Origin of the sequence: Roseomonas genomospecies 6, from assembly GCF_008365375.1 — a bacterium.
Classification (GTDB): Bacteria; Pseudomonadota; Alphaproteobacteria; order Azospirillales; family Azospirillaceae; genus Azospirillum.
Genome location: NZ_QOKW01000001.1, coordinates 256,740 through 280,033, shown reverse-complemented (window position 1 = coordinate 280,033; position 23,294 = coordinate 256,740). Strand labels below are relative to the sequence as shown.

At 71.1% G+C, this 23,294-nt stretch carries 16 protein-coding genes; 14 read left to right on the top strand and 2 right to left on the bottom strand.

Going from position 1 to position 23,294, the window contains the following annotated elements:
• Positions 1-32: 32 nt before the first annotated feature.
• The 14 genes from DS843_RS01275 to DS843_RS01205 all read left to right on the top strand — a co-directional run bounded on the left by DS843_RS01275 (position 33) and on the right by DS843_RS01205 (position 19,161).
• Entirely contained in the window at positions 33-740 is a 708-nt protein-coding gene (locus tag DS843_RS01275; RefSeq protein ID WP_247874214.1) for a sugar phosphate nucleotidyltransferase, read from the top strand.
• Positions 741-754: 14 nt separating this feature from the next.
• Positions 755-2,701: a tetratricopeptide repeat protein gene (locus DS843_RS01270; RefSeq protein WP_149467079.1), complete on the top strand. Its 1,947-nt coding sequence runs from the start codon at positions 755-757 to the stop codon at positions 2,699-2,701.
• Positions 2,702-2,766: 65 nt separating this feature from the next.
• On the top strand, positions 2,767-4,374 hold the full coding sequence (locus DS843_RS01265; protein ID WP_149467078.1) for a glycosyltransferase: 1,608 nt from the start codon (positions 2,767-2,769) through the stop codon (positions 4,372-4,374).
• A gap of 30 nt (positions 4,375-4,404) precedes the next feature.
• Complete coding sequence (gene pseI / locus DS843_RS01260) at positions 4,405-5,454, top strand: pseudaminic acid synthase (RefSeq protein ID WP_149467077.1); 1,050 nt, start codon at positions 4,405-4,407, stop codon at positions 5,452-5,454.
• On the top strand, positions 5,454-6,230 hold the full coding sequence (locus DS843_RS01255) for a cytidylyltransferase domain-containing protein (RefSeq protein ID WP_149467076.1): 777 nt from the start codon (positions 5,454-5,456) through the stop codon (positions 6,228-6,230). The genes pseI and DS843_RS01255 overlap by 1 nt, the downstream gene beginning before the upstream one ends.
• A gap of 15 nt (positions 6,231-6,245) precedes the next feature.
• Entirely contained in the window at positions 6,246-6,479 is a 234-nt protein-coding gene (locus tag DS843_RS01250; RefSeq protein WP_149467075.1) for an acyl carrier protein, read from the top strand.
• Positions 6,480-6,486: 7 nt separating this feature from the next.
• Positions 6,487-7,305, top strand: coding sequence for an alpha/beta fold hydrolase (locus tag DS843_RS01245; RefSeq protein ID WP_149467074.1), 819 nt, complete (start codon positions 6,487-6,489; stop codon positions 7,303-7,305).
• On the top strand, positions 7,302-7,565 hold the full coding sequence (locus DS843_RS01240; RefSeq protein ID WP_149467073.1) for an acyl carrier protein: 264 nt from the start codon (positions 7,302-7,304) through the stop codon (positions 7,563-7,565). The genes DS843_RS01245 and DS843_RS01240 overlap by 4 nt, the downstream gene beginning before the upstream one ends.
• Complete coding sequence (locus DS843_RS01235; RefSeq protein ID WP_149467072.1) at positions 7,562-8,779, top strand: ANL family adenylate-forming protein; 1,218 nt, start codon at positions 7,562-7,564, stop codon at positions 8,777-8,779. Before DS843_RS01240 ends, DS843_RS01235 begins: the two co-directional genes overlap by 4 nt.
• Positions 8,776-9,507: an SDR family NAD(P)-dependent oxidoreductase gene (locus DS843_RS01230; protein WP_149467071.1), complete on the top strand. Its 732-nt coding sequence runs from the start codon at positions 8,776-8,778 to the stop codon at positions 9,505-9,507. Before DS843_RS01235 ends, DS843_RS01230 begins: the two co-directional genes overlap by 4 nt.
• A 16-nt stretch (positions 9,508-9,523) precedes the next feature.
• Positions 9,524-10,591 (top strand): 3-oxoacyl-ACP synthase III family protein, encoded by a 1,068-nt coding sequence (locus tag DS843_RS01225; RefSeq protein ID WP_149467070.1) that lies wholly within the window; start codon positions 9,524-9,526, stop codon positions 10,589-10,591.
• A 186-nt stretch (positions 10,592-10,777) separates the two neighbouring features.
• Positions 10,778-12,643, top strand: coding sequence for a flagellin N-terminal helical domain-containing protein (locus tag DS843_RS01220; RefSeq protein ID WP_149467069.1), 1,866 nt, complete (start codon positions 10,778-10,780; stop codon positions 12,641-12,643).
• A 132-nt stretch (positions 12,644-12,775) separates the two neighbouring features.
• A complete protein-coding gene (locus tag DS843_RS01215) occupies positions 12,776-13,204 on the top strand; it encodes a flagellar biosynthesis repressor FlbT (RefSeq protein WP_149467068.1) in 429 nt (142 codons plus the stop codon).
• Entirely contained in the window at positions 13,201-19,161 is a 5,961-nt protein-coding gene (locus DS843_RS01205; RefSeq protein ID WP_286191875.1) for a tetratricopeptide repeat protein, read from the top strand. The genes DS843_RS01215 and DS843_RS01205 overlap by 4 nt, the downstream gene beginning before the upstream one ends.
• An 81-nt stretch (positions 19,162-19,242) precedes the next feature.
• On the opposite strand, the gene DS843_RS01200 is transcribed toward DS843_RS01205, so the two are convergent.
• A complete protein-coding gene (locus tag DS843_RS01200; RefSeq protein ID WP_149467067.1) occupies positions 19,243-19,425 on the bottom strand; it encodes a YdcH family protein in 183 nt (60 codons plus the stop codon).
• Positions 19,426-19,650: 225 nt separating this feature from the next.
• Positions 19,651-23,223, bottom strand: a complete 3,573-nt coding sequence (locus DS843_RS01195; RefSeq protein ID WP_149467066.1) for a tetratricopeptide repeat protein — start codon at positions 23,221-23,223, stop codon at positions 19,651-19,653.
• Positions 23,224-23,294: the final 71 nt, after the last annotated feature.

Genomic DNA, 23,294 nt, shown 5'->3' with positions numbered 1-23,294 from the left:
TGAGGGGAAGCACGGTGCGGCCTGAGGAAGCCTTGACGGACATCGACGTCACGCTGCTTGCCGGCGGTCTCGGCTCGCGCATGCGGGGCGTCTCGGGCGATACGCCCAAGGTGCTGGCGCCCATCGCGGGCCGCGCCTTTCTCGGACATCTGCTGGACCATCTGGCGGCCTACGGCGCGCGCCGGGTGGTGCTGTGCCTGGGCCATCTCGCCGACCGGGTGACGGCATGGCTGGCGCAGGGCGACACCAACCGGTCGCTGGACGTCGTCTGCCAGATCGAGCCGAGCCAGATGGGCTCCGCCGCGGCGCTCGCCTACATCCGCAAGGACCTGAAGGCCGGCACCGTCCTGGTGATGAGCGGCGACACCTTCCTGGACGCCGACCTGCGCGCCTTCGTCGCCTCGCACCGCCTGTCGGGGGCGGAGGCGTCGGTCCTGTGCGTGGAGGTGGAGGACGCCGCCCGCTTCGGTCGGGTGGAGGTCGGGCCGGACAGCCGGGTCCGCCAATTCCTGGACAAGGCGCCGGGGCGGGGCGTCATCAACGCTGGGGTCTATCTCTTCTCCGCCGCCTTCCTCGACCGCATCGCGGCCTCCGGCGCCAGTTCGTTGACCCGCGACGTGCTTCACAAAATGCCGCCGGGCACGCTGCACGGCCACATCGCCAAGGCCCGCTTCATCGACATGGGCACGCCGGAAAGCCTGGCGGTCGCCGCCAGCGTGATCGGCGGCCGCGAGACCTGAGCGGAGCGGGCGCCGTGGCGACGCTGGACGAGGCGCTGGCCATCGCGCTCGATCTCCACACCGCCGGGCGGACGGAGGAGGCCGAGACCCTGTACGGGCGCATCCTCGACGCCGTGCCGGACGAGCCGAACGCCCTTCACCTCTACGGCCTTCTCTGCGCCCAGAGCGGGCGGCTGGAGCAGGCCGCCGGACTGCTGGTCAAGGCGGTGGCGCTGCGCCCCGGTCTGGCCGAATACCGCGCCAACCTCGCCATGCTGCATCAGGCCCGCGGCAACCCCGCGGCGGCGGCGGACGAATACCGGGCCGCCCTGGCGCTCTGCCCCGATTCGGCGGCGCTGGCCTTCCCGCTGGCCGGAACGGCGCGGCAGGCGGGAGACGGCGGGCTTGCCATGGCGGCCTATCGCCGCACCACCCTCATCCAGCCCGACCTCGCCGAACCCCTGGCCCAGGCCGGAATCCTGCTGCGCCGCGAGGGGCGGACGGAGGAGGCGGTCGCCGCCTTGCGCCGCGCCGTCCGTCTGCGCCCCGATCATGGGGAGGCGTGGCACCATCTCGGTGTCGCGCTTCAACGGCTGAAGGAACCGGAGGCGGTGGCGGCGCTGGACCACGCCGCGGCCCTGCTGCCCGAGGATGCGACCGTCCGGCTGAATCTGGGCCGCGCCCGCTTCGAGGCGGACCGCCGGGACAGTGCCGTCCTGGCCCTGCGGAGCGCGCTGGCGCTCGACCCGGCGAACGACGGCGCGCTTGAGCTTTTGGCCGCCGCCCTGCGCGACGCGGGCCGGGAGGGCGAGGCCGTGACGGTTCTTCGCCGTTTCCTCAGGCTGCGCCCGGATTCGCCGAACGGCTGGCACGCCCTGTCCCTGTCCGAACCGGGCGCCTTGCGCTCGCTTCAGCGTGCGTTGGCCCTCCGGCCGGATCACCGCAACGCGCTCGGCGCTCTGGCGAACCGGCTGCGCGACCGGCGGGAGGTTGCCGCGTCGTTGCGCCTGCACGACCGGGCCGTCGGCCTCCAGCCGGCCAACGCCGAAGCACGCTGGAACCGCTCCCTGACGCGGCTGCTGGCCGGCGACCTGCCCGGCGGCTGGGAGGATTACGAGGCGCGCTGGGGCGTGGCCGACTTCCCGACGAAGCCGCGCGGCCTGCCGCAGCCGCTGTGGTCCGGTCAGGACATCACCGGGCAAACCATTCTTCTGCACGAGGAGCAGGGGCGCGGCGACGCCATCCAGTTCGTCCGCTACGCACCGCTGGTCGCTGCCCGCGGTGCCCGCGTTCTGCTGGAGGTGGGGGCGGATCTGGTTTCCCTGTTCCGTAGCCTGCCGGGAGTGGAAAGGGTCGTCGCGCGCGGCGAGCCATTGCCCGCCTTCGATTGGCAATGCCCGTTGCTGAGCCTTCCGCGGGCCTTCGGCACCCGGTTGGAGAGCATTCCCTCCGCCCCCTACCTGTCCGCGGGCCCGGCGCGCGCCGCGGCGTGGCGGGACCGGCTGGCCGGCGACGGCCTCAGGGTCGGCTTGGTCTGGGCCGGCAACCCGCATTTCGCCGGCGACCGGGAGCGGTCTCCGGGGCTGGCGGCGCTGGCCCCGCTTCTGGACGTGCCGGGCTGCCGCTTCTTCGGCCTGCAACTCGGCCCTGGTCATGACGAGTTGGCGCGGCGGGCGATGCCCCCGTCCTTCACCGATCTGGCGCCGGAAATCCGGGACTTCGCCGACACCGCGGCGGTCATGGCGTCGCTGGATCTGGTGGTGTCCTCCTGCACGGCGCCCGCCCATCTGGCCGGAGCGCTGGGTGTCCCGCTGTGGGTGCTGCTGTCCCACGTTCCGGACTGGCGCTGGCTGCTCGACCGCCCCGACAGCCCCTGGTACCCGTCCGCCCGCCTGTTCCGCCAGCCCCGCCCCGGCGACTGGGCCGCGGTGGCGGCGGAGGCCGCGGCGGCGCTGACGGCGCGTGTGGCGGTGCATTCGTGAAACCTTAACCACGCCGGGGCTATCAGGAGGCGATGCGCGCATCGGGCGCCGGTTGGGGGAACAGCATGTCCGACATCGCCGGGGAACAGGCCGCCACGCTGAAAGCCCTTCTGGCCGAGCGCCAGTTCAACGCCGACCGGCTCAACGCCCTGACCGCCCACTGCGAGCGTTTGCGCCGCGACCTGGACCTGGACGCCCGCCTGACCATTGCCGAGGACCTGCGCCGCAACCCGCCGACCGGAGATACGGTGCTGTTCCAGTCGGTCCTGTTCCAGTTGACCGGCGATCTCTACCACTACGAGCGGATTCTGCATTATCTGCTGCTGGGAGGGGAGCGGGTCGGGCCGGAGCTGATGCACTACACCTACTGGTGCATGGCGCGGCAGCTCTTCCTGGCCGCGTCGGCGCCGGAGAAGCTGGGTGCCTTCGGCCCCTGCGACCTGTTCCGCTTCTATGAGGAGCTGGTGCGGGCGGTGGCGGGGCGCTGGGGAGTCGTTCCGCCGCGGCGGGCGCCGCATGACGGGCCGATCCGCCGGGTGGCCGTGCTGACCAACCAATTCACCAACGACCAGCACCAGCCCTCGCGCGACTGCTTCGACTACGCCAGCCGGCTTCAGGACGACTTCGGGCTCGATGTCGCGATCATCAATTGCAACACCATGCCGTTGCGGGCCGAGAACCTGTTCGTCCCGCCGATGATCGCGGAACTGGTCGCGGATTACGAGGGCGTCTTCGCGCTGAAGATGTTCGGGCGGCAGGTGAAGATGGCGTCCTTCACCAGCCGCGCCTTCTCGAAGGACAAGCTCTCCACCATCGTCGGCGCCATCGACGGGTACGACCCGGACCTGCTGGTGACCTTCGGCGGGGCCAATGTGGTGGGCGACCTGTTCGCGGTGACCGACGCGCGGCCCGTGGTCTGCCTGCCGACCACCTCCGGCATGACCGTCTCGCTGGCCCATCTGGTGCTGGGCTACGAGGAGGGGAACCACACCGACACCATGCCGGCGCTCTACCGCGGCCCCTTCGCGCGGCGCTTCCGGCCCTTCACGCTGGGCTTCTCGCCGCCGCCCACGGCGGGGGACGCGGGCGATTTCGGGCTGGGCGACGCGGCCTTCGTCTTCGCCGTGGTCGGCACCCGCCTGGATTTCGAGGTGACGGCGGAGTTCCTCGCGCTGGCCGATTCGATCCTCGACCGCTGCCCCGGCGCGGCGATCGTCTTCGCGGGGCAGGTGGACCAATTGCCAGCCCGCCTGAAGGCGACGCGCAACGGCGCGCGCATGCGCAGCCTGGGCCATCTGACGGACATCCGCGCTTTCTACCGGCGCTGCCACGCCTACCTCAACCCGTCCCGCCAGGGCGGCGGCGGCAGCGCCGCCTACGCCATCGCGGAAGGGCTGCCGGTGGTCACGCTGGCCTGGGGCGACGTGGCGAGCGTGGCGGGGGCGGGAATCCCCGTGCCGGACGCCGCCGCCTATGTGGAGCGCGCCGCCGGCCTCTTCGCCGACCCCGCGCTGCGGGAGCGGCAGGCGGAGCTGTCGCGCCTCCGCTTCCGCACCGTTGGCGACCGCCACCGCTGCACCGAACGGCTGCTGGCCTATGGCGAGGAGGCGCGGGACCTTCTGCGGGCTGCGTCACAAAAGCAAGACCCGTCAGCGGCTTCCGTGGCAGAGTGACCCCGACCATCACAGCGAGACCGCCATCCCGTGCCGCGCGACGTCATCATCAACGGCCGCCCCATCGGCCCCGGCCACCCGCCCTATATCATCGCCGAGATGTCGGGCAATCACAGGGGCGACCTGAACCGGGCGCTGGCCCTGGTGGACGCCGCCAGGGAGGCCGGCGCCGACGCGGTGAAGCTCCAGACCTACACCGCCGACACGCTCACCATCGACCATGACGGGCCGGGTTTCCTGCTGGAGGGCGGGCTGTGGAAGGGCCGCACCCTGCACGACCTCTACCGCGAGGCGCACACCCCCTGGGAGTGGCACGGGCCGCTGTTCGAGCGCGCCCGCGCCATCGGGCTGACCGTCTTCAGCTCCCCCTTCGACGACACGGCGGTGGAACTGCTGGAGCGGCTGGACGCGCCGGCCTTCAAGATCGCCTCCTTCGAGTTGAACGACCTGCCGCTGATCCGCCGGGCCGCCCGGTCGGGCAAGCCGCTGATCCTCTCCACCGGCCTCGCCACGCTGGGCGAAATCGCGGAAGCGGTGGAGGCTGCGGGCGACGCGCCGCTCGTCCTGCTCCATTGCGTCAGCGGCTACCCGACGCCGCCCGAAGACTGCAACCTGCACACCATTCCCCATCTGGCGCAGGCGTTCGGCGTCGATGTCGGCCTGTCCGACCACACCCACGGCGTGGCGGTGCCGGTCGCGGCGGCGGCGCTGGGGGCGGTGGTGATCGAGAAGCACTTCACCCTGTCCCGCGCCGACGGCGGGGTGGACAGCGCCTTTTCCCTGGAGCCGGCGGAATTCAAGGCGATGGCCGAGTCCGTCCGCACCGCCTGGGCGGCTCTGGGCCGCGTCCATTACGGGGTGAAGCCGAGCGAGGCGGGCGGGCGCGACTACCGCCGTTCCCTCTACGTCACCGCCGACGTGGCGGCGGGCGAGGCGCTGAGCACCGCCAACGTCCGCTCCATCCGCCCCGGCTTCGGCCTGGAACCGAAGCGGCTGCCTGCCGTGCTGGGCCGCCGCGCCGCCCGCGCGCTGCGGCGCGGGGAACCGCTGCGCTGGGACATGCTGGCCCCGGAGGACTGATGAAGACCGCTCCCAACACCAAGCCGCGCGTCGTCTGCATCTCGCAGGCCCGCATGACCTCCACCCGCCTGCCCGGCAAGGTGCTGATGGCGGCGGCGGGCCAACCGCTGCTGGCGCATCATCTGGGCCGTCTGGCGCGCTGCCGGACGCTGGACGGGCTGGTGCTGGCGACCACGGTGAACGGGACCGACGATCCGGTGGCGGAATTGGCCGCGGCGATGGGCGTGACGGTCTTCCGGGGCGGCGAGCACGATGTTCTGGCGCGCTTCGCCGGGGCCGCCGCCATGGCCGAGGCGGATGTGGTGGTGCGGGTCACCGCCGACTGCCCGCTGATCGACCCGGCGCTGGTGGACCGGCTGGTGGCGGAATTCCTGGGGGCGGCGCCCGCGCTGGACTATCTCAGCCTCGACGTCACCCGCTTTCCGCGCGGGCTGGACGCGGAGATATTCACCCGCGCCGCCCTGGACGAGGCCGCCGCGAACGCCGCCGACCCGGCAGAGCGCGAGCATGTGACCGCCCACCTCTACCGCCGCCCGGAGCGGTTCCGCATCGGCGCCCCGCTGGCTCCGCCCCCCCCGGCGCCGGAGGACGGCACCGTCCTGGGGCAGCGCTGGTGCGTGGACGAGGCCGCCGACCTGGAGCTGGTCCGCCGCATGCTGGGCGCCCTTCTTCCCGAAAATCCGGGCTTCGGCTGGCAGGATTGTTGCAAAGTCCTGCGCCAGCACCCTGAATGGGCCGACTTGAACGGCAGCGTGCGTCAGAACACGCTCCACTGAATTGGAGACACCACCATGGACCGCAAGGAATTCCTGCTCGCGCTCGACGAAATGCTGGAGCTGGACGACGGCACCCTGACCGGGGCGGAAGAACTCGAATCGATCGACGCCTGGGATTCGCTGGCCGTCATCAGCTTCATCGCCCTGGTCGACGAGAGGCTGGGCCACGTCGTGGAGGGCGAGAAGCTCGTCAAGGCGAAGACGGTCGAGGATCTTCTGGGTCTGGCCGGCATCGCCGTCGCCGCCTGACCGTCCGGTGAGCGCGAGCGCCGCCCGGTCGCCGCGGCGTGGACAGGCCGACATCGAGGGCGGTCCCGCCGCCTATCTCTCGCTGGGGCAGGGCGGCGTTCCGGCGCTGCTGCTGCATGGCTTCGCCGGAGATTCGCTGACCTGGCAGTTCAACGCCGCTCCGCTGGCCGTCGGGCGCCGGGTGCTGGCGGTCGATCTGCCGGGGCACGGCGCCTCGACCCTGGAAGTCGGGGACGGGAAGGTCGGGGCTTTCGCGCCGTGGCTTCTGCGCCTGCTGGACGCGCTGGAGATTCCGCGGGTCCACGCGGTCGGCCATTCCATGGGCGGCTGCGTCGCGCTGGAACTGGCGCGGCTGGCGCCGGAACGGGTGGCGAGCCTGTCGCTGATCGCCAGCGCCGGCCTCGGCCCCGACTTCGACCTGGAGTTCCTGCGGCGGGTCACGGCTCTGGAGACGGCGGAGGAGGGGCGGGACTGCGCCGCACGCCTGTTCGCCCGGCCCTTCCTGCTGGCGGGCCGCGTGGGCGAGGTGATGCACGCACAGGCCGCCGACCCCAAACGCCGCGCGGCCCTGGAGCGGATCGTCGCCGGCTCCTTCGCGGAGGCGCACCGGTCGCCCGCTCCGGTGGACTGGTCGGCCTTCCGCATGCCGATCCAGCTTCTGTGGGGGCGGGAGGACCGCATCATCCCCGTGCCGGCCGCCGACCGGCTGCCGCCGGGGGCGCCGCTTCATCTCTTCGACAAGGCTGGGCACTTGCCGCATAGTGAGGCGGCAACCCCCGTCACGGCCATCCTCCGCGACTTCCTTTCCGCATGCGATTCCCCATGACCGATTCCATTCTCGCGCTGATCGCCGAAGAGCTTGCCCGCATCGCCGCCGACAAGGGGGAGACCCTGCCGGCGCTGGGACCCGACACGCGCTTCCTGGGCGGGGATCTGCCGATCGACTCCCTCGACCTCGCCACCCTGCTGGTGGTGCTGGAGCAGCGCACCGGCCAGGACCCCTTCCGCGCCGGGTTCGTCCAGTTCAACACGGTCGGGGAGCTTGCGGCGCTCTATCGCCCCGGCGTGACCGCCGCGTCCGCATGAGCCTGCCGCCGCCGCCCCCCTGGCTGCATCCCGGCACCCGCCTGATCGAGGCGGAGCGCACGTTCCGCTGGCCGGACATCGCCGCGCAGGCCGATGCCTTCGCGGCATCGTTCCGGGAATCGGGCGGGCGGGCGGTGTTGCCGCCACAGGGCGTGCCGGCGGTGGTCGCGGCCCTGGTCGCCGCGGAGCGAGCCGGGATCGAACTGCTGCTGTCGCGCCGTGGGGCTGTCCCGGTCGAGACGGCACCGAAGGCGGGCTTCGCGGTTCTTCTGGAAACCTCCGGCACCACGGGCGCGCCGAAGCTGATACGGCACGATTTTCAGAGGCTGCGCGGGCGGCTGCGCGGCGCCGACGATCCGGACGCGCTCTGGCTGCTGGCTTATGAGCCGGCGGCCTTCGCCGGGCTTCAGGTGATCCTGACGGCGCTGGCGGCGGGGGCGACCCTGCTGTCCGCTCCCGGCGCCGGGGCGGCGGAACTGGCGCGCCTCGCCCTGCGGCACGGGATCACCCACATCAGCGCGACTCCCAGCTTCTGGCGCGCATTCCTGCTGGCGCTGGACGGGGAGGCGCCGCCACTGGCCGCCGTCACGCTGGGCGGGGAGGTGGCGGACCAGCCGCTTCTCGACCGGCTGGCGGAGCGCTTCCCGGACGCGAAGCGGCGGCACATCTACGCCTCGACGGAGGCCGGCGCCCTGTTCGCGGTGGGCGACGGGCGGGCCGGCTTTCCCGCCGCATGGCTGGACGGCGGCGTCGATGGGGTGGGGCTGCGTGTCCGTGACGGCGTGCTGGAGGTGAACAGCCCCCGCGCGATGCTCGGCCATCAGATCGGGCATGAGATCGCCCATGAGGGCGGCTGGCTGTCCACCGGCGACGTGGTGGAGGTGCGTGGCGACCGCGTGCTGTTCGCCGGGCGGCTCGACGGGCGGGTGAATGTCGGCGGGGTCAAGGTCTCTCCGGAGGCGGTGGAGCAGGTTCTGCTGGATGTGCCGGGCGTGCGGGATGCGCTGGTTCAGGCGGCGGCGAACCCCGTCACTGGCCACATCCTGACCGCCCTGGTGGTCCCGGCGCCGGGGGTGGAGGAGACCGCCCTGCGCGCCGCGATCCGCGCCGCCGTGGCGGACCTGCCGCCCGCCGCGCGCCCCCGTCTGGTGACCATGACCGATAGCATCGCCCTGGGGGCGGCGGGCAAGAAGACGCGGAAGGGAACGGCATGAACGGCAAGCGGCACGTCATCGTCACCGGCGGCAGCCGCGGGCTGGGATTGGGCATCGTGGAGTCGCTGCTGGCCGACGGCTACCGCGTGTCCACCTGCAGCCGCCATCCGGGCGAGGCGCTGGAGCGGCTGGCCGGGCCGGATCTGTTCTGGCGGCCCTGCCGGATCGGCGACGGGGAGGAGGTGCGGGCCTTCGTGGACGCCGCGCTGGACTGGGGCGGCGCGTCGCCGTTGTGGGGGCTGGTGAACAACGCCGGCATCGCGCGCGAAGGGGTGCTGGCGACCTTCCCGGAGATCGACGTGGAGGAGGTCGTCCAGGTCAACCTGACCGGCGCCATCCAAGTGGCCCGCGCCTTCCTGCGCGCGAAGCTGGTGAAGCGGGGGCCGGGGCGGATCGTCAACATCTCCTCGATCATTGGGCAGCGGGGCTACACCGGGCTGTCCGCCTATTCGGCGTCGAAGGCCGGGCTGGACGGGCTGACCCGCGCGCTGGCGCGCGAGGTCGGGCGGCTCCAGGTCACCGTCAACTCGGTCGCACCCGGCTACCTCGCCACCGAGATGTCCGGCACTCTGGCCGAGGGGCAGCGCGACCAGATCGTGCGGCGCACGCCGCTCGGCCGGCTGGGCGAGGTGGCCGACGTGGTGCCGGTGGTCCGTTTCCTGCTGGGCGACGGGGCGGGCTTCGTGACCGGCCAGACCATCGTCGTGGACGGCGGCATCACCGGCTGACGGAAGGAGACGCCCCATGGTGGCCAGCGTGATCGAGGGCGTCGGCCTGTCGGGAATCGTCGCCTGCGTGCCGGAACGGCGCGAGACGGTGGAGGATCTGGCCGCCCGCTTCGGCGAGGACGCCGCCCGCCGGATCGCCAAGGCGACCGGCATCGAGGCGCGCCACCTCGTCTCCCCTCACCAATGCACGTCCGATTTGGGGGAGGCGGCGGCGCGGCGCCTGCTGGACCGGCTGGGTTGGGCGGCGGACAGCGTCGATCTGCTGGTCATGGTCACGCAGACCCACGACCACATATTACCGGCGTCGGGCTATCTGCTGCACCGCCGGCTGGGGCTGGGCAAGGGAGCGGCGGTGCTGGACCTGACGCTCGGCTGCTCCGGCTACGTCCACGGCCTGTGGACAGCATCGGCGATGCTCAAGGCGGCGGGCGGCAAGCGGGCGCTGCTGATCGCCGGGGACACCACCTCCCGCGTGCTCGACCCCGACGACCGCGCCGTGGCGCCCCTGTTCGGCGACGCCGCCACGGCCACGGCGCTGGTGGCGGAGGAGGGGGCGGCCCCCATGGCCTTCGCGCTGGGCAGCGACGGCGCCGGCGCTCCCTACCTCGCCGTGCCCGGCGGCGGCCTGCGGCGGCCCGGCGAGCCGGCGCACCTGTTCATGGACGGCACCCAGGTCTTCGCCTTCACCCTGCGCGAGGTGCCGGGCAACATCCGCGCCGCGCTGGAGCTTGCCGGCTGGACGATGGAGGCGGTGGACCGCCTCGTCCTGCATCAGGCGAACGCCCAGATGATCCGGCATCTGGCCCAGAAACTCGGCGCCGCGCCCGATCGGACGGTGGTCGGGCTGGCCGGATTCGGCAACACCAGTTCGGCCTCCATCCCCCTGGCGCTGGCCTCGGAACTGGAAGGGCCGTTGCGCGACGGTCCGCTGCGCCTTCTGCTTTCGGGTTTCGGCGTCGGGTGGTCCTGGGGCAGCGTGGCGCTGACCGCCGGTCCACTCGCCGTCTGCGAGGTGATGACGCTTTCCGCAAGCCCGGCAGAATCTGCCGGTCCGGATGCGCAACCGGCAAAGGGTGCCGGGTGACCGGCAATTTCTGCCGACCGACCGGCAAGAATTGCCGGGTCTTGTTTTCCCCGGGGCAGGAATTTCCCCGCCCCACGGCAATTTCGATCTGGCCCGTTTTTTGCCTACCGGTAGCCCGAGGGAATTAGTCCCTCTCCGTGCGCGCAAGGCCGCACGGAATGACATCCTCCAAAAGGAGTGACTTCCATGGCTGCCAGCGACATCTCCCTCTCTTCGTCGATGCGTACGAACCTGCTCCAGTTGCAGGGCGTCCAGGACTCGATCGCGAAGAAGCAGAACATTCTTGCCACCGGCAACAAGATCAACACGGCCCTCGACGGCCCGACCTCGTTCTTCGCGGCGAAGGGTCTGACCCAGCGTGCGGGCGACCTGACCGCGCTGAAGGACACGATGGGTCAGGCCATCAGCACCATCAAGGCCGCCGACAAGGGCTTGACCTCGATCGACGACATGATCGAGCAGGCTCGCGGTCTGACCACCGCCGCCTATTCCGCTCTGGGCACCGACGCCGGCTCCGTCGCCACGCGCAAGTCGCTGGCCTCGCAGTTCAACGCGCTGAAGGATCAGATCGACAAGCTGGCCGGCGACTCCAACTACGGCGGCAAGAACCTGCTGGCCGGCAACGGCCTGCGCATGGACTCCACCAGCGCGTCGCGTCAGGCCGTCAACACCATCCAGGGCATCGAGAACGCCCGCGTCACCAACGTGGTGTCCCCGGACACCTACACGGTGCGCGTCAAGGGCGACGGCTCCATCGAGGGTGCGGCCGGCGACATCAACAGCGCCGAAATGGCCCACGGCCTGGTCGGCCTGAAGCTGTCCGGCACGATGGCGACCTCGTCCGGCAGCTTCTCCGACGTGCAGATCGAAGTCCGCGGCGCCGCGGGCCGCGAGCGGTCCTTCATCGTCACCGACGGCAACGAGTCGCGCACCGTCACCTACTTCGACAACAGCCAGACCATCGCCGCCAACACCACGACGGCAGCGAAGACGGGCTCGGCGCAGGTCACCCAGGTGGCTCTGGGCGGCACGGTCGAAGCCGGCGACAGCTTCACCATCACGGTCGAAGACCAGACCTTCACCTACACCGCCACCTCCGGTGACGTCGCGGTCGGTCAGAACGCCCGCGCCAACGTCGCCTCGCAGCTCCAGGCCTCGATCTCCAACGCCCTGAACAGCGGTGGCCGCCTCAGCGGCAAGGACGTCCAGACGGTGTCGGTCAACGCCACCGGCACGATCACCCTGTCCGGTGCGACAACGACCAACGCCGCCCGCGAGATGACCGTCAAGGCCAGCGCCGAGAACGCCCTGACCAAGCGCATCTCCGAGAGCTTCGCGTCGGGCACGGTCGTGTCCTTCACGGTGGACCGCAAGCTGCTGGAGCAGGCCTCCAACGGCGGCAACGGCATCTCGACCATCGAGAAGAAGGTCGACATCCAGATCCAGGTCAGCAACCTGAGCGGCTCCACGACGACCCGCGACGGCATGGCCAACCGTGGTGAGGGCAAGCTTTCGAACGGCGAGAACGCCTTCGCGTTCGACACCGGCACGGTGCGCTTCAACGTCGACCAGAAGACCATCAAGCAGGCGGCCTCGGCCAACTCGGCGGCCAACCTGGTGACGGTGCAGGTGACCGACGCCAACACCTCGAACGATCTGTCGGTGCAGCTCAACGAGCGCAACACCAACTCGATCACGGTGAAGGCCCAGAACCTGACCACCAGCGGCCAGGGCCTGCGTCTGGACTACGCGCAGAACGACTGGACCGACCGCGCCGACATCGACAAGGCGGTGGCCAGCATCGACTACGCCAAGCAGACGCTGCGGTCGTCGTCGCAGACGCTGTCCACCAACCTGAACGTCATCACCACCCGTGAGAACTTCACCAAGGAGTTCAGCGACGTGCTGACGGAAGGCGCGAGCAAGCTGACGCTGGCCGACCAGAACGAGGAAGGCGCCAACCTGCTGATGCTGCAGACCCGTCAGCAGCTCGGCACCATCGCCCTCTCGCTGGCCAACCAGTCGCAGCAGTCGATCCTGCGTCTGTTCTAAGCCTGAGACTTCGGGTAGGATCACGCCCGGCGGGCGGCGGCGCGAGCCGCCGCCCGTTCTATTTGGTGCGGCGCCTACCGGACTGCGCTTTCCGCTTCCGCGCGCTGCCGAGACAAGGACCGGGTCCGTTTCATGCCTCTGAAGTTCGTTCTCCGCCCCAACGAAAAGGTCATCATCAACGGTGCGGTCATCGGGGCCGGCGACCGTCCCGGCTCGTTCTTTCTGTACAACACCGCCAACTTCCTCCGCGGTCGTGAAGTGCTGAAGGAAGAGCAGATCGATTGCATCGAGAAGAAGCTCTATTTCGTCATTCAGCTCGTCTATATCTTCCCCGAAGATTCGGTGCTCAACCTGCAGCGCTTCGCCTCGATCATGGCCGAAACGCGCGAGGCCCGTCCCGATTGCCGCGACGACCTTGAAGAGATCGAACGGCTGGTGGAAGCGCGCAACTACTATCGTGCGTTGAAAATCTGCCGGAAGATGTTCAAGGGCGGCTCCGATGCTTCGTCCGGCGCCGGCGAAGGCGCGGCAGACGGTCCGGCAACCGATCCGGCACCGTGACCGACACGGAGTTTCGGGACCGCGAAGGCCGTTCCACGGACGCGCTTCTGACCGACGCCGTCGCCCTCCACCGGGCGGGAAATCCGGACGAGGCGCAACGGCTCTATCGGCGCATCCTGGCCGCCGACCCGGCCCACGCCGATGCCCGTCACCTGTCCGGCATCGCCGCCTACCAGACCGGACATGCCGATCTGGCGATGGCGCGTTTCCGGGCGACCCTGGCCGCCGATCCATCCTTCGCCCCGGCCTACAACAGCTTGGGCAATCTCCTGGCCGACCGGAACCGTCCGGACGACGCGGCCCGCGCCTACCGCCGCGCCATCGCCCTTCAGGACGGCTATGCGGAGGCCTTCGGCAATCTCGGCCTTCTCCTTCAGGCGCAGGAGCGGATCGACGAGGCCATGACGGCCTATGGCGAGGCTCTGCGCTTCGATCCCGGACGCACCGCGATCCGCTTCAATCTGGCCGTTCTGCATCGGCGCCGGGGGCATCTGGACGAAGCCGCGCTCGGTTTTTACCGGGTGGTGCAGGCGCAGCCGGGTCATGCCGAGGCATGGCGCAGTCTGGCGCTCGTGCTGCGCGCCTTGAACCACTCCGACGCGGAGCCGTGCCTGCGCCGCGCGCTGTCCGACGACCCGACCGATTGCGAGGTGGCGCGCGAACTGGGCGCGCTTCTGAACGAGCGGGGTGAGTTCGGCGAGGCGGTGGCGGTTCTCACCCCGGCGGCGGATGCCGGGCCGGCGCGGGACGCGCGGCTTCTGTTCCATCTGGGCAGCGCGCTGCAAGGGGATGGACGGCTTGAGGACGCGGTTCCCCGCTACCGGCAGGCGCTGTCCCTGGACCCTCTGGTGGCAGGGGCGTGGAACAATCTGGGCGTGGCGCTGCTCGATCTCGGCGACCACGCCGCCGCCGTGGCCGCGCTGCGGATGTGCCTCGCGCTGCGCCCGGCCGACGCGGTGGCCTTCAACAATATGGGCACCGGCCATGACGGCGTGAATCAGCCGGAGGTGGCCGCCTGCGTCTTCCGGCGTGCCCTGACCATCCGGCCCGATTACGGCAAGGCGCTGAACAACCTCGGCAATTCCCGCAAGGCCGCGCGCCGGACGGATGCCGCTGCCGCGCTGTACCGCCGGGCGCTGATCGCCCAGCCCGACTATCCCGACAGCTACACCAACCTCGGCAACGTCCTTCAGGAACGGGACGACTGGCCGGGGGCGCTGCGCCTGCACGAGCGCGCGGTTCGTTTGGCGCCGCGCAGCCCCATCGCTCTCACCGCCGTCGGGCTGGCCCTTCATATGCTGGGACGGACCGGAGAGGCCGAGGCCATGCATCGGCGCGCGCTGTCCGTCGACGCCCGCCATGCGGAAGCCCATGCCAATCTCGGCATGCTGCACTGGCAGTCGATGCGCGTGGACGAGGCGGAGGAAGCCCTGCGCCGCGCCTTGGACATCGATCCGTCGCTGGCCGCGGCGCGGCTGAACTTCGCCCTGGTCAGCCTTGCCAAAGGCAATCTGCGGGAGGGTTGGGACGCCTATCGGGACCGGTTCCGCGCCAAGGATTATCGGGAACGCAGCATCGCGGCGCCGCTCTGGCGGGACTCTTCCGAACCCGTCGGACGCTTGCTGGTCTGGCGGGAGCAGGGGGTGGGGGACGAGCTGATGTTCGCCTCCTGCTATCCCGCTCTGGAGGAGCGGGTGGCGGCGGGTCGGATCGGGCAGGTGATCCTGGAGTGCGACCGCCGGCTGGTCGGCCTGTTCGCCCGGTCCTTCCCCTGGGCCACCGTCCGGGCGGAAAGTGCCGCTCCCGACGGGACCGAAACGCTGGTTCCGCCGGATTGCGACGCCCAGATCGCAGCCGGCGCTCTTCCGCGCCTGCTGCGTGCGGACCTGGCAAGCTTTCCGGCGCAGCCCTGGCTGGTGCCCGATCCCGCCCGCCTCACTCTCTGGCGGGACCGGCTGGCCGCTCTGGGACCGGGGCTGAAGGTCGGAATCGCGTGGCGCAGCCAATTGATGACGACCGAACGCCGGGGCGCCTACATCACGCTGGACGCCTTCGCTCCTCTCTTCGCTCTGCCGGGTGTGGTCTTCGTCAATCTGCAATACGGCGAATGCGCGGCGGAGATCGCAGCGGCGGAGGCACGCTTCGGCGTGACCATCCACGGTTGGGACGATCTGAACCTGAAGGACGATTTCGAAGGGGCCACCGCGTTGACCGCCTCACTCGACCTCGTCATCGCGCCCGCCGTCTCGTCCGGCGAACTGGCCGGGGCCGTGGGTGTGCCGGCTTGGCGGATCGGCAGCCGCGACTGGACCCAGCTCGGCACCGCTGTGCGCCCCTGGTTTCCGACGATGCGCCTGTTCCAGCCGCGGCCCGGCGAGACGTTGGACGGCGTCATGACGCGCCTTGCCCGCAGCTTGCGTCAGTTGCTTCCATCGGCGGAGGCCGCGACGCACGGCCCGCCAAAGGACGTCGCGCCGCTGTTGGCCGACGCCATTGCCCGTTACCGCTCCGGGGAGATGGGGGAGGCGGAGGCGCTCTGCCGGTCGGTCCTGGACGCCGTGCCCGAACATTCCGTGGCCCTGCACCTCCTGGGCGTCCTTCGGCTTCGCGCGGGCGATGCCGTGAAGGCGGAGGCCGTCCTGATGCGTGCGGTGAAGGCCGATCCCGGCAACGCCGCCGCCCACGCGGCCCTGGCCGATGCCTGTCAGGCGATGGAGCGGCATGACGCCGCCCTGGCGGCGCAGCGCAACGCCGTGCTGCTCTGCCCGGACATGGCGGAGCATTGGCTCAACCGCACCGCGCTTCTGCGGGCACGGGGCGACGGCGGCGAGGCGGAAGCCTGTGCGCGGCGCGCCCTGCGGATTCGTCCGTCGCTCGGGCTGGCGCACACCCATCTGGGGCATCTGCTCGCCGACCGCGAGGATCGGGCGGGGGCGGAGCGGAGCCACCGGCGGGCGCTCGCCCTGGCGCCATCGGGGGTGGATGCGCTGGTGAGTCTCGGTGCGCTCCGCCTGACGGCCGACCGGCCCGCGGAGGCGGAGCGGCTTCTTCGGCGCGCCACCGCGACCGCGCCGGACGAGGCCGCCGCCTGGAGCCACCTTGGCAGCGCTCTCGACCGGCTGGGCCGTATTGACGAAGCACTCGCCTGCCACCGGCGCGCTGTCGACCGGGCGCCGGACGGGGCGGAGGCGCAGGCGAACCTTGCCATGCATTGGGCGCGGCGGCAGCGCCCGGCCGAGGCCATCGCCGCATATCGCCAAGCCATCCAGGCCGATCCGGCGCTTCCGACGGCCCATTACAACCTGTCGCTTCTGCTTCTGGAGCAGGGGGATCTGCGGTCCGGATGGGCGGAACACGAATGGCGGTTCGGCACGCCCCAGTTCCGTGGGCAGGAGCGTCGCCTTGCCGCGAGGGCGTGGCGCGGTGAGAACATCGCCGCCGCTCGCCTGCTGGTCTGGCGGGAGCAGGGTGTTGGCGATGAAATCCTCTTCGCGTCCTGCTATCCCGACCTGCTGCGCCGCGCCGGGCATGTGGTGATCGAATGCGACCGCCGCCTGGTCTCGCTCTTCGCGCGCTCCTTTCCCGGCGCCACGGTGCGCGCGCCAACGGTGGAGACGCGCGACGTGGACGTGCAGATCGCCGCCGCGTCCCTTCCACGGCTTCTGCGGACGGATCTGCGGCGGTTTCCCGACCGGCCCTGGCTGGTGCCCGACCCCGCCCGGCTGGACCGCTGGCGGGATCGGGTGGCCGCGCTCGGGCCGGGGTTGAAGGTCGGGATCGCGTGGCGCAGCCAATCGATGGAGGGGGAGCGCAAGGCCGCCTACGTCACGCTGGACGCCTTCGCTCCGCTCTTCGCGCTGCCGGGTGTGACCTTCGTCAACCTGCAATACGGGGAGTGCGCGGCGGAGATCGCGGGGGCGGAAAAACGCTTCGGCGTGGCCATCCACCGCTGGGACGATCTGGACCTGAAGGACGATTTCGAGGCCGCGGCGGCGCTGACGGCAAACCTGGACCTCGTCATCACGCCTGCGGTCTCGTCGGGCGAACTGGCAGGGGCGCTGGGCGTGCCGGTGTGGAAGTGCGGCCACCGCGACTGGACGCAACTCGGAACCGGCGCCCGTCCCTGGTTCCCGACGATGCGCCTGTTCCAGCCGCGCCCCGGCGAGGAACTGGACGCCGCCGTGGGGCGGATGGCCGCGGCCCTTCGCCGGCTCATGCCCGTGGACGGCGGTCCGCCACCCGCCACACCGGACAATCCCGACACCTTGCTGGAGACCGCCGCCGCCCATCACCGCGAAGGGCGGCTGACCGAAGCGGCTCCCCTTTACGAGCGTGCGTTGAAGGCGCAGGCGGACCACCCGGTCGCGCTCCATCTGTCGGGGCTTCTGGCGCACCAGACCGGCGATTCCGCCGGGGGCGCGCAACGCATCGCCCGCGCCCTGGACAGGATGCCCGCCTACGGCGCCGCCCAGTCGAGTCTGGGGACCGTCCTGCTGGCGCTGGGGCGGGCAGCGGAGGCGGTGCGCTGGTTCCGGCTGGCGCTCGCCCTGCAACCCGCGGCGGCGGGGACCCTGACCAATCTTGGAAACGCGCTGGAGGAGGTGCAGGACCTGCCCGCCGCCGCCGCCGCGCACCGCCGGGCGACCCTGGCCGAGCCGTCGCTGGCCGTGGCGCACGACAACTGGGGCGCCGTGCTGACTCGGCTGGGCGCGCTGGATGCGGCGGAGGCGTGCCATCGCCATGCCCTGCGGCTGGCCCCGGACCGGGAAGACGGCTGGCTGAATCTGGGGGTGGCGTTGCGCCGGGCCGGACGGCTGGACGGGGCGCGGCAGGCGCTGGCCCGCGCGCTCGCTCTTGCGCCGGGACTGGGAGACGCGTCGGCCAATCTGGGCCGCCTGCTGCGCGACCGGGGCGAGGATGTCGCGGCGGAGCGCTGGTGCCGGCGCGCCCTGGTTGTCGAGCCGGATCACGCGGCCGCAGCCTTCAACCTGGGGCTTCTGCAATTGGCCCGCGGCGATCTGGCGGCGGGCTGGGCCGGCTACGACGCCCGCTTCCGCGCGCGGGAGCTGTCCGGCGCCGCCCGGTCCCTGCCGGTTCCCGCCTGGGAGGGGGAGGACCCGTCCGGCCTGCGCCTGCTGGTTTGGGCGGAGCAGGGGATCGGCGACGAGATCCTGTTCGCCGGTTGCCTGGACGAACTGATCGACCGGGCCGGCGCCGTGGTGGTGGAGTGCGACCGGCGGCTGGTGCCCCTGTTCGCCCGGTCCTTTCCGCGCGCGGAGTGCCGCCCGGCCCCGCCGGACCCGGCGGCGCCCTGCACCGGCATCGACCGGCACGTCGCCATGGGATCGCTGCCGCGCCGGCTGAGGCCGCGTCTGGACGCCTTTCCACCTCACCCGTCCTTCCTGGTTCCGGACCCGCAACGGGCCGCCCTGTGGCGCGGGCGGGTGGACGCGCTCGGTTCCGGCCTCAAGGTAGGGATCGCGTGGCGCAGCGGGCTGATGACGGCGGAGCGCCGCGGCGCCTATGCGCCGCTCGCCGATTGGGGACCGGTGTTCGCGGTGCCGGGGGTTCGCATCGTCACCCTTCAGTATGGGGATTGCGCCGCCGAGATCGCGGAGGCGGAGCGCCGGTTCGGCGTGCCCATCCACCGTTGGGACGATCTGGACCTGAAGGACGATCTGGAGGGCGTGGCGGCCCTGATGTCGGCGCTCGACCTCGTCGTCACGCCGGCCAGCTCGGTCGGGGAACTGGCGGCGGCGCTGGGGGTGCCGGTCTGGCGGTTCGGACCGCGCGGGGATTGGACGGCGCTCGGCACCGGGACGCGGCCCTGGTTTCCGGCGATGGCGCTCATCCCGGCCCCGCCGGGTCAGCCTGCGTCCGGCGCCCTGCCGACGATCGCTCGCCGTCTGCGCGCTCTTCGGTCGGGCTCAGCTCCGGTCGCCGTGGGGACGGAATAACGGCGAGGGCCGAATAAAGAAAGCCGGAGGCGAACCGTCGCCGCCCCCGGCTTTTCGAATTGGGATCGATCCGGAAGGGTGTTAATTCACCCTGCGACTGGTTCTGGCCAAGCGATCAATTTCTTCCTTGAGATGCAATTTCTCAAGCTTCATGCGCTTGATGGCACTTTCGTCGGGCCACGAACGCTTCTCCTCGTCGAGGATGGCGCGGTCGAGACGCAGGTGCTTTTCCTGCAAGGAAGATAGGCGAGCATCAGTGTGCATGGGCTGCTCTCCGTCAGATCGAACCGGCTCCTGCCAAGTCCGGCAGGCCGGAAACCATAGTGTTCACCCATCCGTGCCGCCAAACAACCCTAAACTTTTGTCCTAGTACTCCAAAGACGGGGTGTGACCGCCCCTTATGATAGCGGATAGGACAATACGCCGCATAGGTCCGCTTCATGCCGTTCGTTGCAGGAATAGGCCGCAGGGTTGCGCTTTCTTGCGAGGTCATACCCGTTCGGGCATAGGGGCTTTCCCTCCCGTCCGGGACAGAATCCTTGCGACTCGGCGGAGAATGTCGGCGGAGGTTTCCCCTGCGCGGAGCGGTATCAGACGTTGGGACGGGAACCAAGGACGTGTCCCAGTGCCCATCCAGGTCCAGTCCCGCCCGCCGAGACGCCAGACCGGCACCCCCAGCGCGCCGGCCAGTTCCCCGGCGGCGGTGGCCGGCAGGATGACGAGGTCCAACGCCGACATCAGGGCCGCCACGCCCTCAAGATCGTTCTTCAGGTCCAGATCGTCCCAGCGGTGGACCCGGCGGACGCCGCCCCGCTCGATGGAGGCCAATTCGGCGGCGCAGTCGCCGTATTGCAGGTTGACGGCGTGAATGCCCGGCACATCCAGCAGCGGCAGCCAGTCCGTGATGCGGGTGTAGGCGCCTTCGCGATGCGCCGTGACGATCTGGCTGCGCCAGCCGATGCCCACCTTCAGGCCAGGGCCAAGCGCGTCCACCCGCGCGCGCCACAGGGCGGCCCGTTGCGGGTCGGGGGTCAGGAAGGCCGGGCGGGCGGGAAAGCGGTCCAGCCGGTCGCGCCGCAGGGCCGGAAGGGAGCCGGCGGCGATCTGCACATCGCAATCCGGCGGATCGAAGCGCTCCCGCCCCTCGGCGGTGACGGATTCCGCCCGCACCGTCGCCCAGGGGAAGGCGCGGGCGTAGAGGGGCACCAGGCGCGGGTCGCATTCCAGCACCACCGGACCGCCGCAGCCCTCCAGGTCGCCGAAGACGGACGCGAACATGATCTCGTCGCCCAGCCCCTGTTCCGGCCAGACCAGCAGGCGGCGCCCCTCCAGAGGCTCGCCGTTCCAGACGGGCAAGGGGATGCGGCGCGCCCGCTGAAGCTGGCGCGCGGAGAAACGCCGCTCGTAGCCGGCCCAGCCGGTGGCGAGGTCGCCGTCCGCCAGCGCCAGCAACCCGACGTTCCAGGCGGCGAGCGCCAGACCGGGGTCCACCCGCAACGCGCGTTCGAGGAAGCGCCGGCTGAGGCCCGGCCGGTCGTCCATCTTGGCGAGGGTGCCCAGATTGTTCAGCGTGTCGGCGGTGTCCGGGCGCAGGGTCAAGGCGCGCCGGTAATGGGCCGCGGCCTCCGCGAAGCGTCCCTCCACCTCGCAAGCGTGGCCGAGGTTGGTGTGGGATGCCGGGTTGGCCGGGGCGAGACGGATGGAGCGGCGATGCCACCGCTTCGCCACCGCCACGCGGTCGGGCTGGTGCATGCCCAGCCCCATATGGGTCATCGCCTCCGGAAAATCCGGGCGAAGGACCATGGCGCGGCGGAAGCAGGCCAGCGCCCGGTCCGGACGGTCCAGCGCCTGCTGCACGAGGCCCAGATGATTCCAGGCCGTCGGGAAGTCCGGGTCGAGCCGCAGCGCCTCCGTGATGTGGCGTTCCGCCTCCGCGTGCCGGCCCGTCTGATGCTGGACCAGCCCCAGAAGGTGCAGCGCGTCGCTGTGGCGCGGCGCAAGGTCGAGGACCACGCGGTAGGCCGACACGGCGTCGTCCAGCCGGCCCGTTCGGTGAAGGGCGATGGCTTCGGTCAGCAACGCTTCCGGATCGCTGGCGGGCGGCGGCGGTGAAGGAGGGGAGGTGGGCGCGGGGGCGGGCCGCATCGCGGTGAGGCAGCGGGCGATGCGCGTCAGGACGTTGTCGAAGGTTTCGCCGGAGAATGGCTGGAAGAGGCGCATCGACGGGAACCAGGGGCGCACGCCGGTTCCGAGTTGCGTCCAGTCGCGGTGCCCGAACCGCCAGACCGGCACCCCCAGCGCTCCCGCCAGTTCGCCCGCCGACATGGCTGGGGTGATGACGAGGTCCAGGTTGGCGGTCAGGGCCGCCGCGGCCTCGAAATCGTCCTTCAGGTCCAGATCGTCCCAGCGGTGGATGGTCACGCCGAAGCGCGCCTCCGCCGCCGCGATCTCCGCTTCGCACGCGCCGTATTGCAGGTTGACGAAGACCACACCCGGCAGCGCGAACAGGGCTCCCCACTGGTCCAGGGTGGTGTAGGCGGCCTTGCGCTCCGGCGTCATGAGCTGGCTGCGCCAACCGATCCCGACCTTCAGCCCCGGCCCCAGAGCGGCCAGCCGGTCCCGCCACAGGGCGGCGCGGGTCGGGTCGGGCTTCAGCCAGGGTTCGAACTGGTCGAAACCGTCCAGCGTCCCGCGCAGCAGGTGGGGCAGGGTGCCCGCCGGCGCTTGGACGTCGAAATCCGGCGGCTCCACCGTTTCCCGCCCTTCGGCGTCGATGGTCTCCGCCCGCACCGTCGCGCGCGGGAAGGAACGGGCGAAGAGCCCGACCAGCCGCGGATCGGTCTCGATGATCACCGGCCCGCCGCCCCAGGCGATCACGTCGCCGTAACAGGAGGCGAACATGATCTCGTCCCCGATGCCCTGCTCCCGCCAGATCATCAGCCGGCGCTTGCGCAGCCCTTCGCCCTGCCACAGGGGGGCGCCGATCCGGCGGTTCGGCAGGACCTGTCCCGCGGCGAAGCGCTGTTGGTAGCCCTTCCAGCCGCGCTCCGTCTGGCCGTGCAGAAGGGCGATGAGGGCGAGGTTGTAGCTGGCGGTGGCAAGGTCCGGGCTGTGGGCCAGCGCCTCCTCGTAGCAGGCCTCCGCCTTGGCGAGCTGCCCCTGCGCCTGAAGCGCGTTGCCGAGGTTGTAGATGGCCTCGACGGAGTGTGGGTTTTGGCTCAACACCTTGCGGAAGCACTGCTCGGCCTGGGCGGCGCGGCCCAGCTTCTGCAGCACGCTGCCCAGATTGTTCAGCGTCATCGGGTTGTCGGGCGCGCGCTTCAGCGCTTCGCGGTAGGCGATCTCCGCGCTCTCGTAGGCTTCCTTCCGTTGCAGGACGGCGCCCAGATTGTAATGGGCCTTGGGGTCGTCGGGCCGCAGCCGCAGCACGGCGCGGGCCTGGGCCAACGCCTCGTCCAGCCGTCCGGCGGCGGTCAGCGCGTCGCTGAGGTTGGTGTGGGCCTCGACCATCGCGGGGGCGAGGCGCGCGGCACGGGCGAAGGCCGTCACGGAATCGGCGAGGCGGTTCTGGGCGCGCAGGGCGTTGCCCAGATTGTACCAGGCCTTGGCGTAGCCCGGCTGAAGCTCCACCGCCGCGGTGAAGGCCAGCGCGGCGAGCCCCGGCAGATCCTGCGCCTGAAAGGCGTTGCCCAGATTGTAGCGCGGCTGGGCCGACAGCGGGTTCAGGGCGGCGGCCATGCGGTGGGCCTCCGCCGCTTCGGCGTGGCGATCCAGGGCGGCGAGCGCGCTACCCAGATTGTCGTGGTAATCGGCGACTCCGCCGGCAAGCCGGATGGCCTCCCGGATCAGCTCCACGGCGGGGCCGGGATGGTCGACCTGGAGCGCCAGCACGCCCAGAAGATGCAGCGCGTCGGGATGCTCCGGGTCCGCCGCCAGAACGGCACGGTAATCCTTCTCCGCCTCCGCCAGCCGGCCCGCCCGATGGTGGGCGACGGCGTGGCCAAGCCGGTCGGCGATGTCTTCCGGCGTCATCGGCGATTCCTGTTCCGGGTGGTGTGCCATGGGTTTCGCCTTGTCCGTTTGCCGGGGCCGTTTGCCGGGGCCGTGTATCGGTCCGTCGCCGGAAGGGAGTG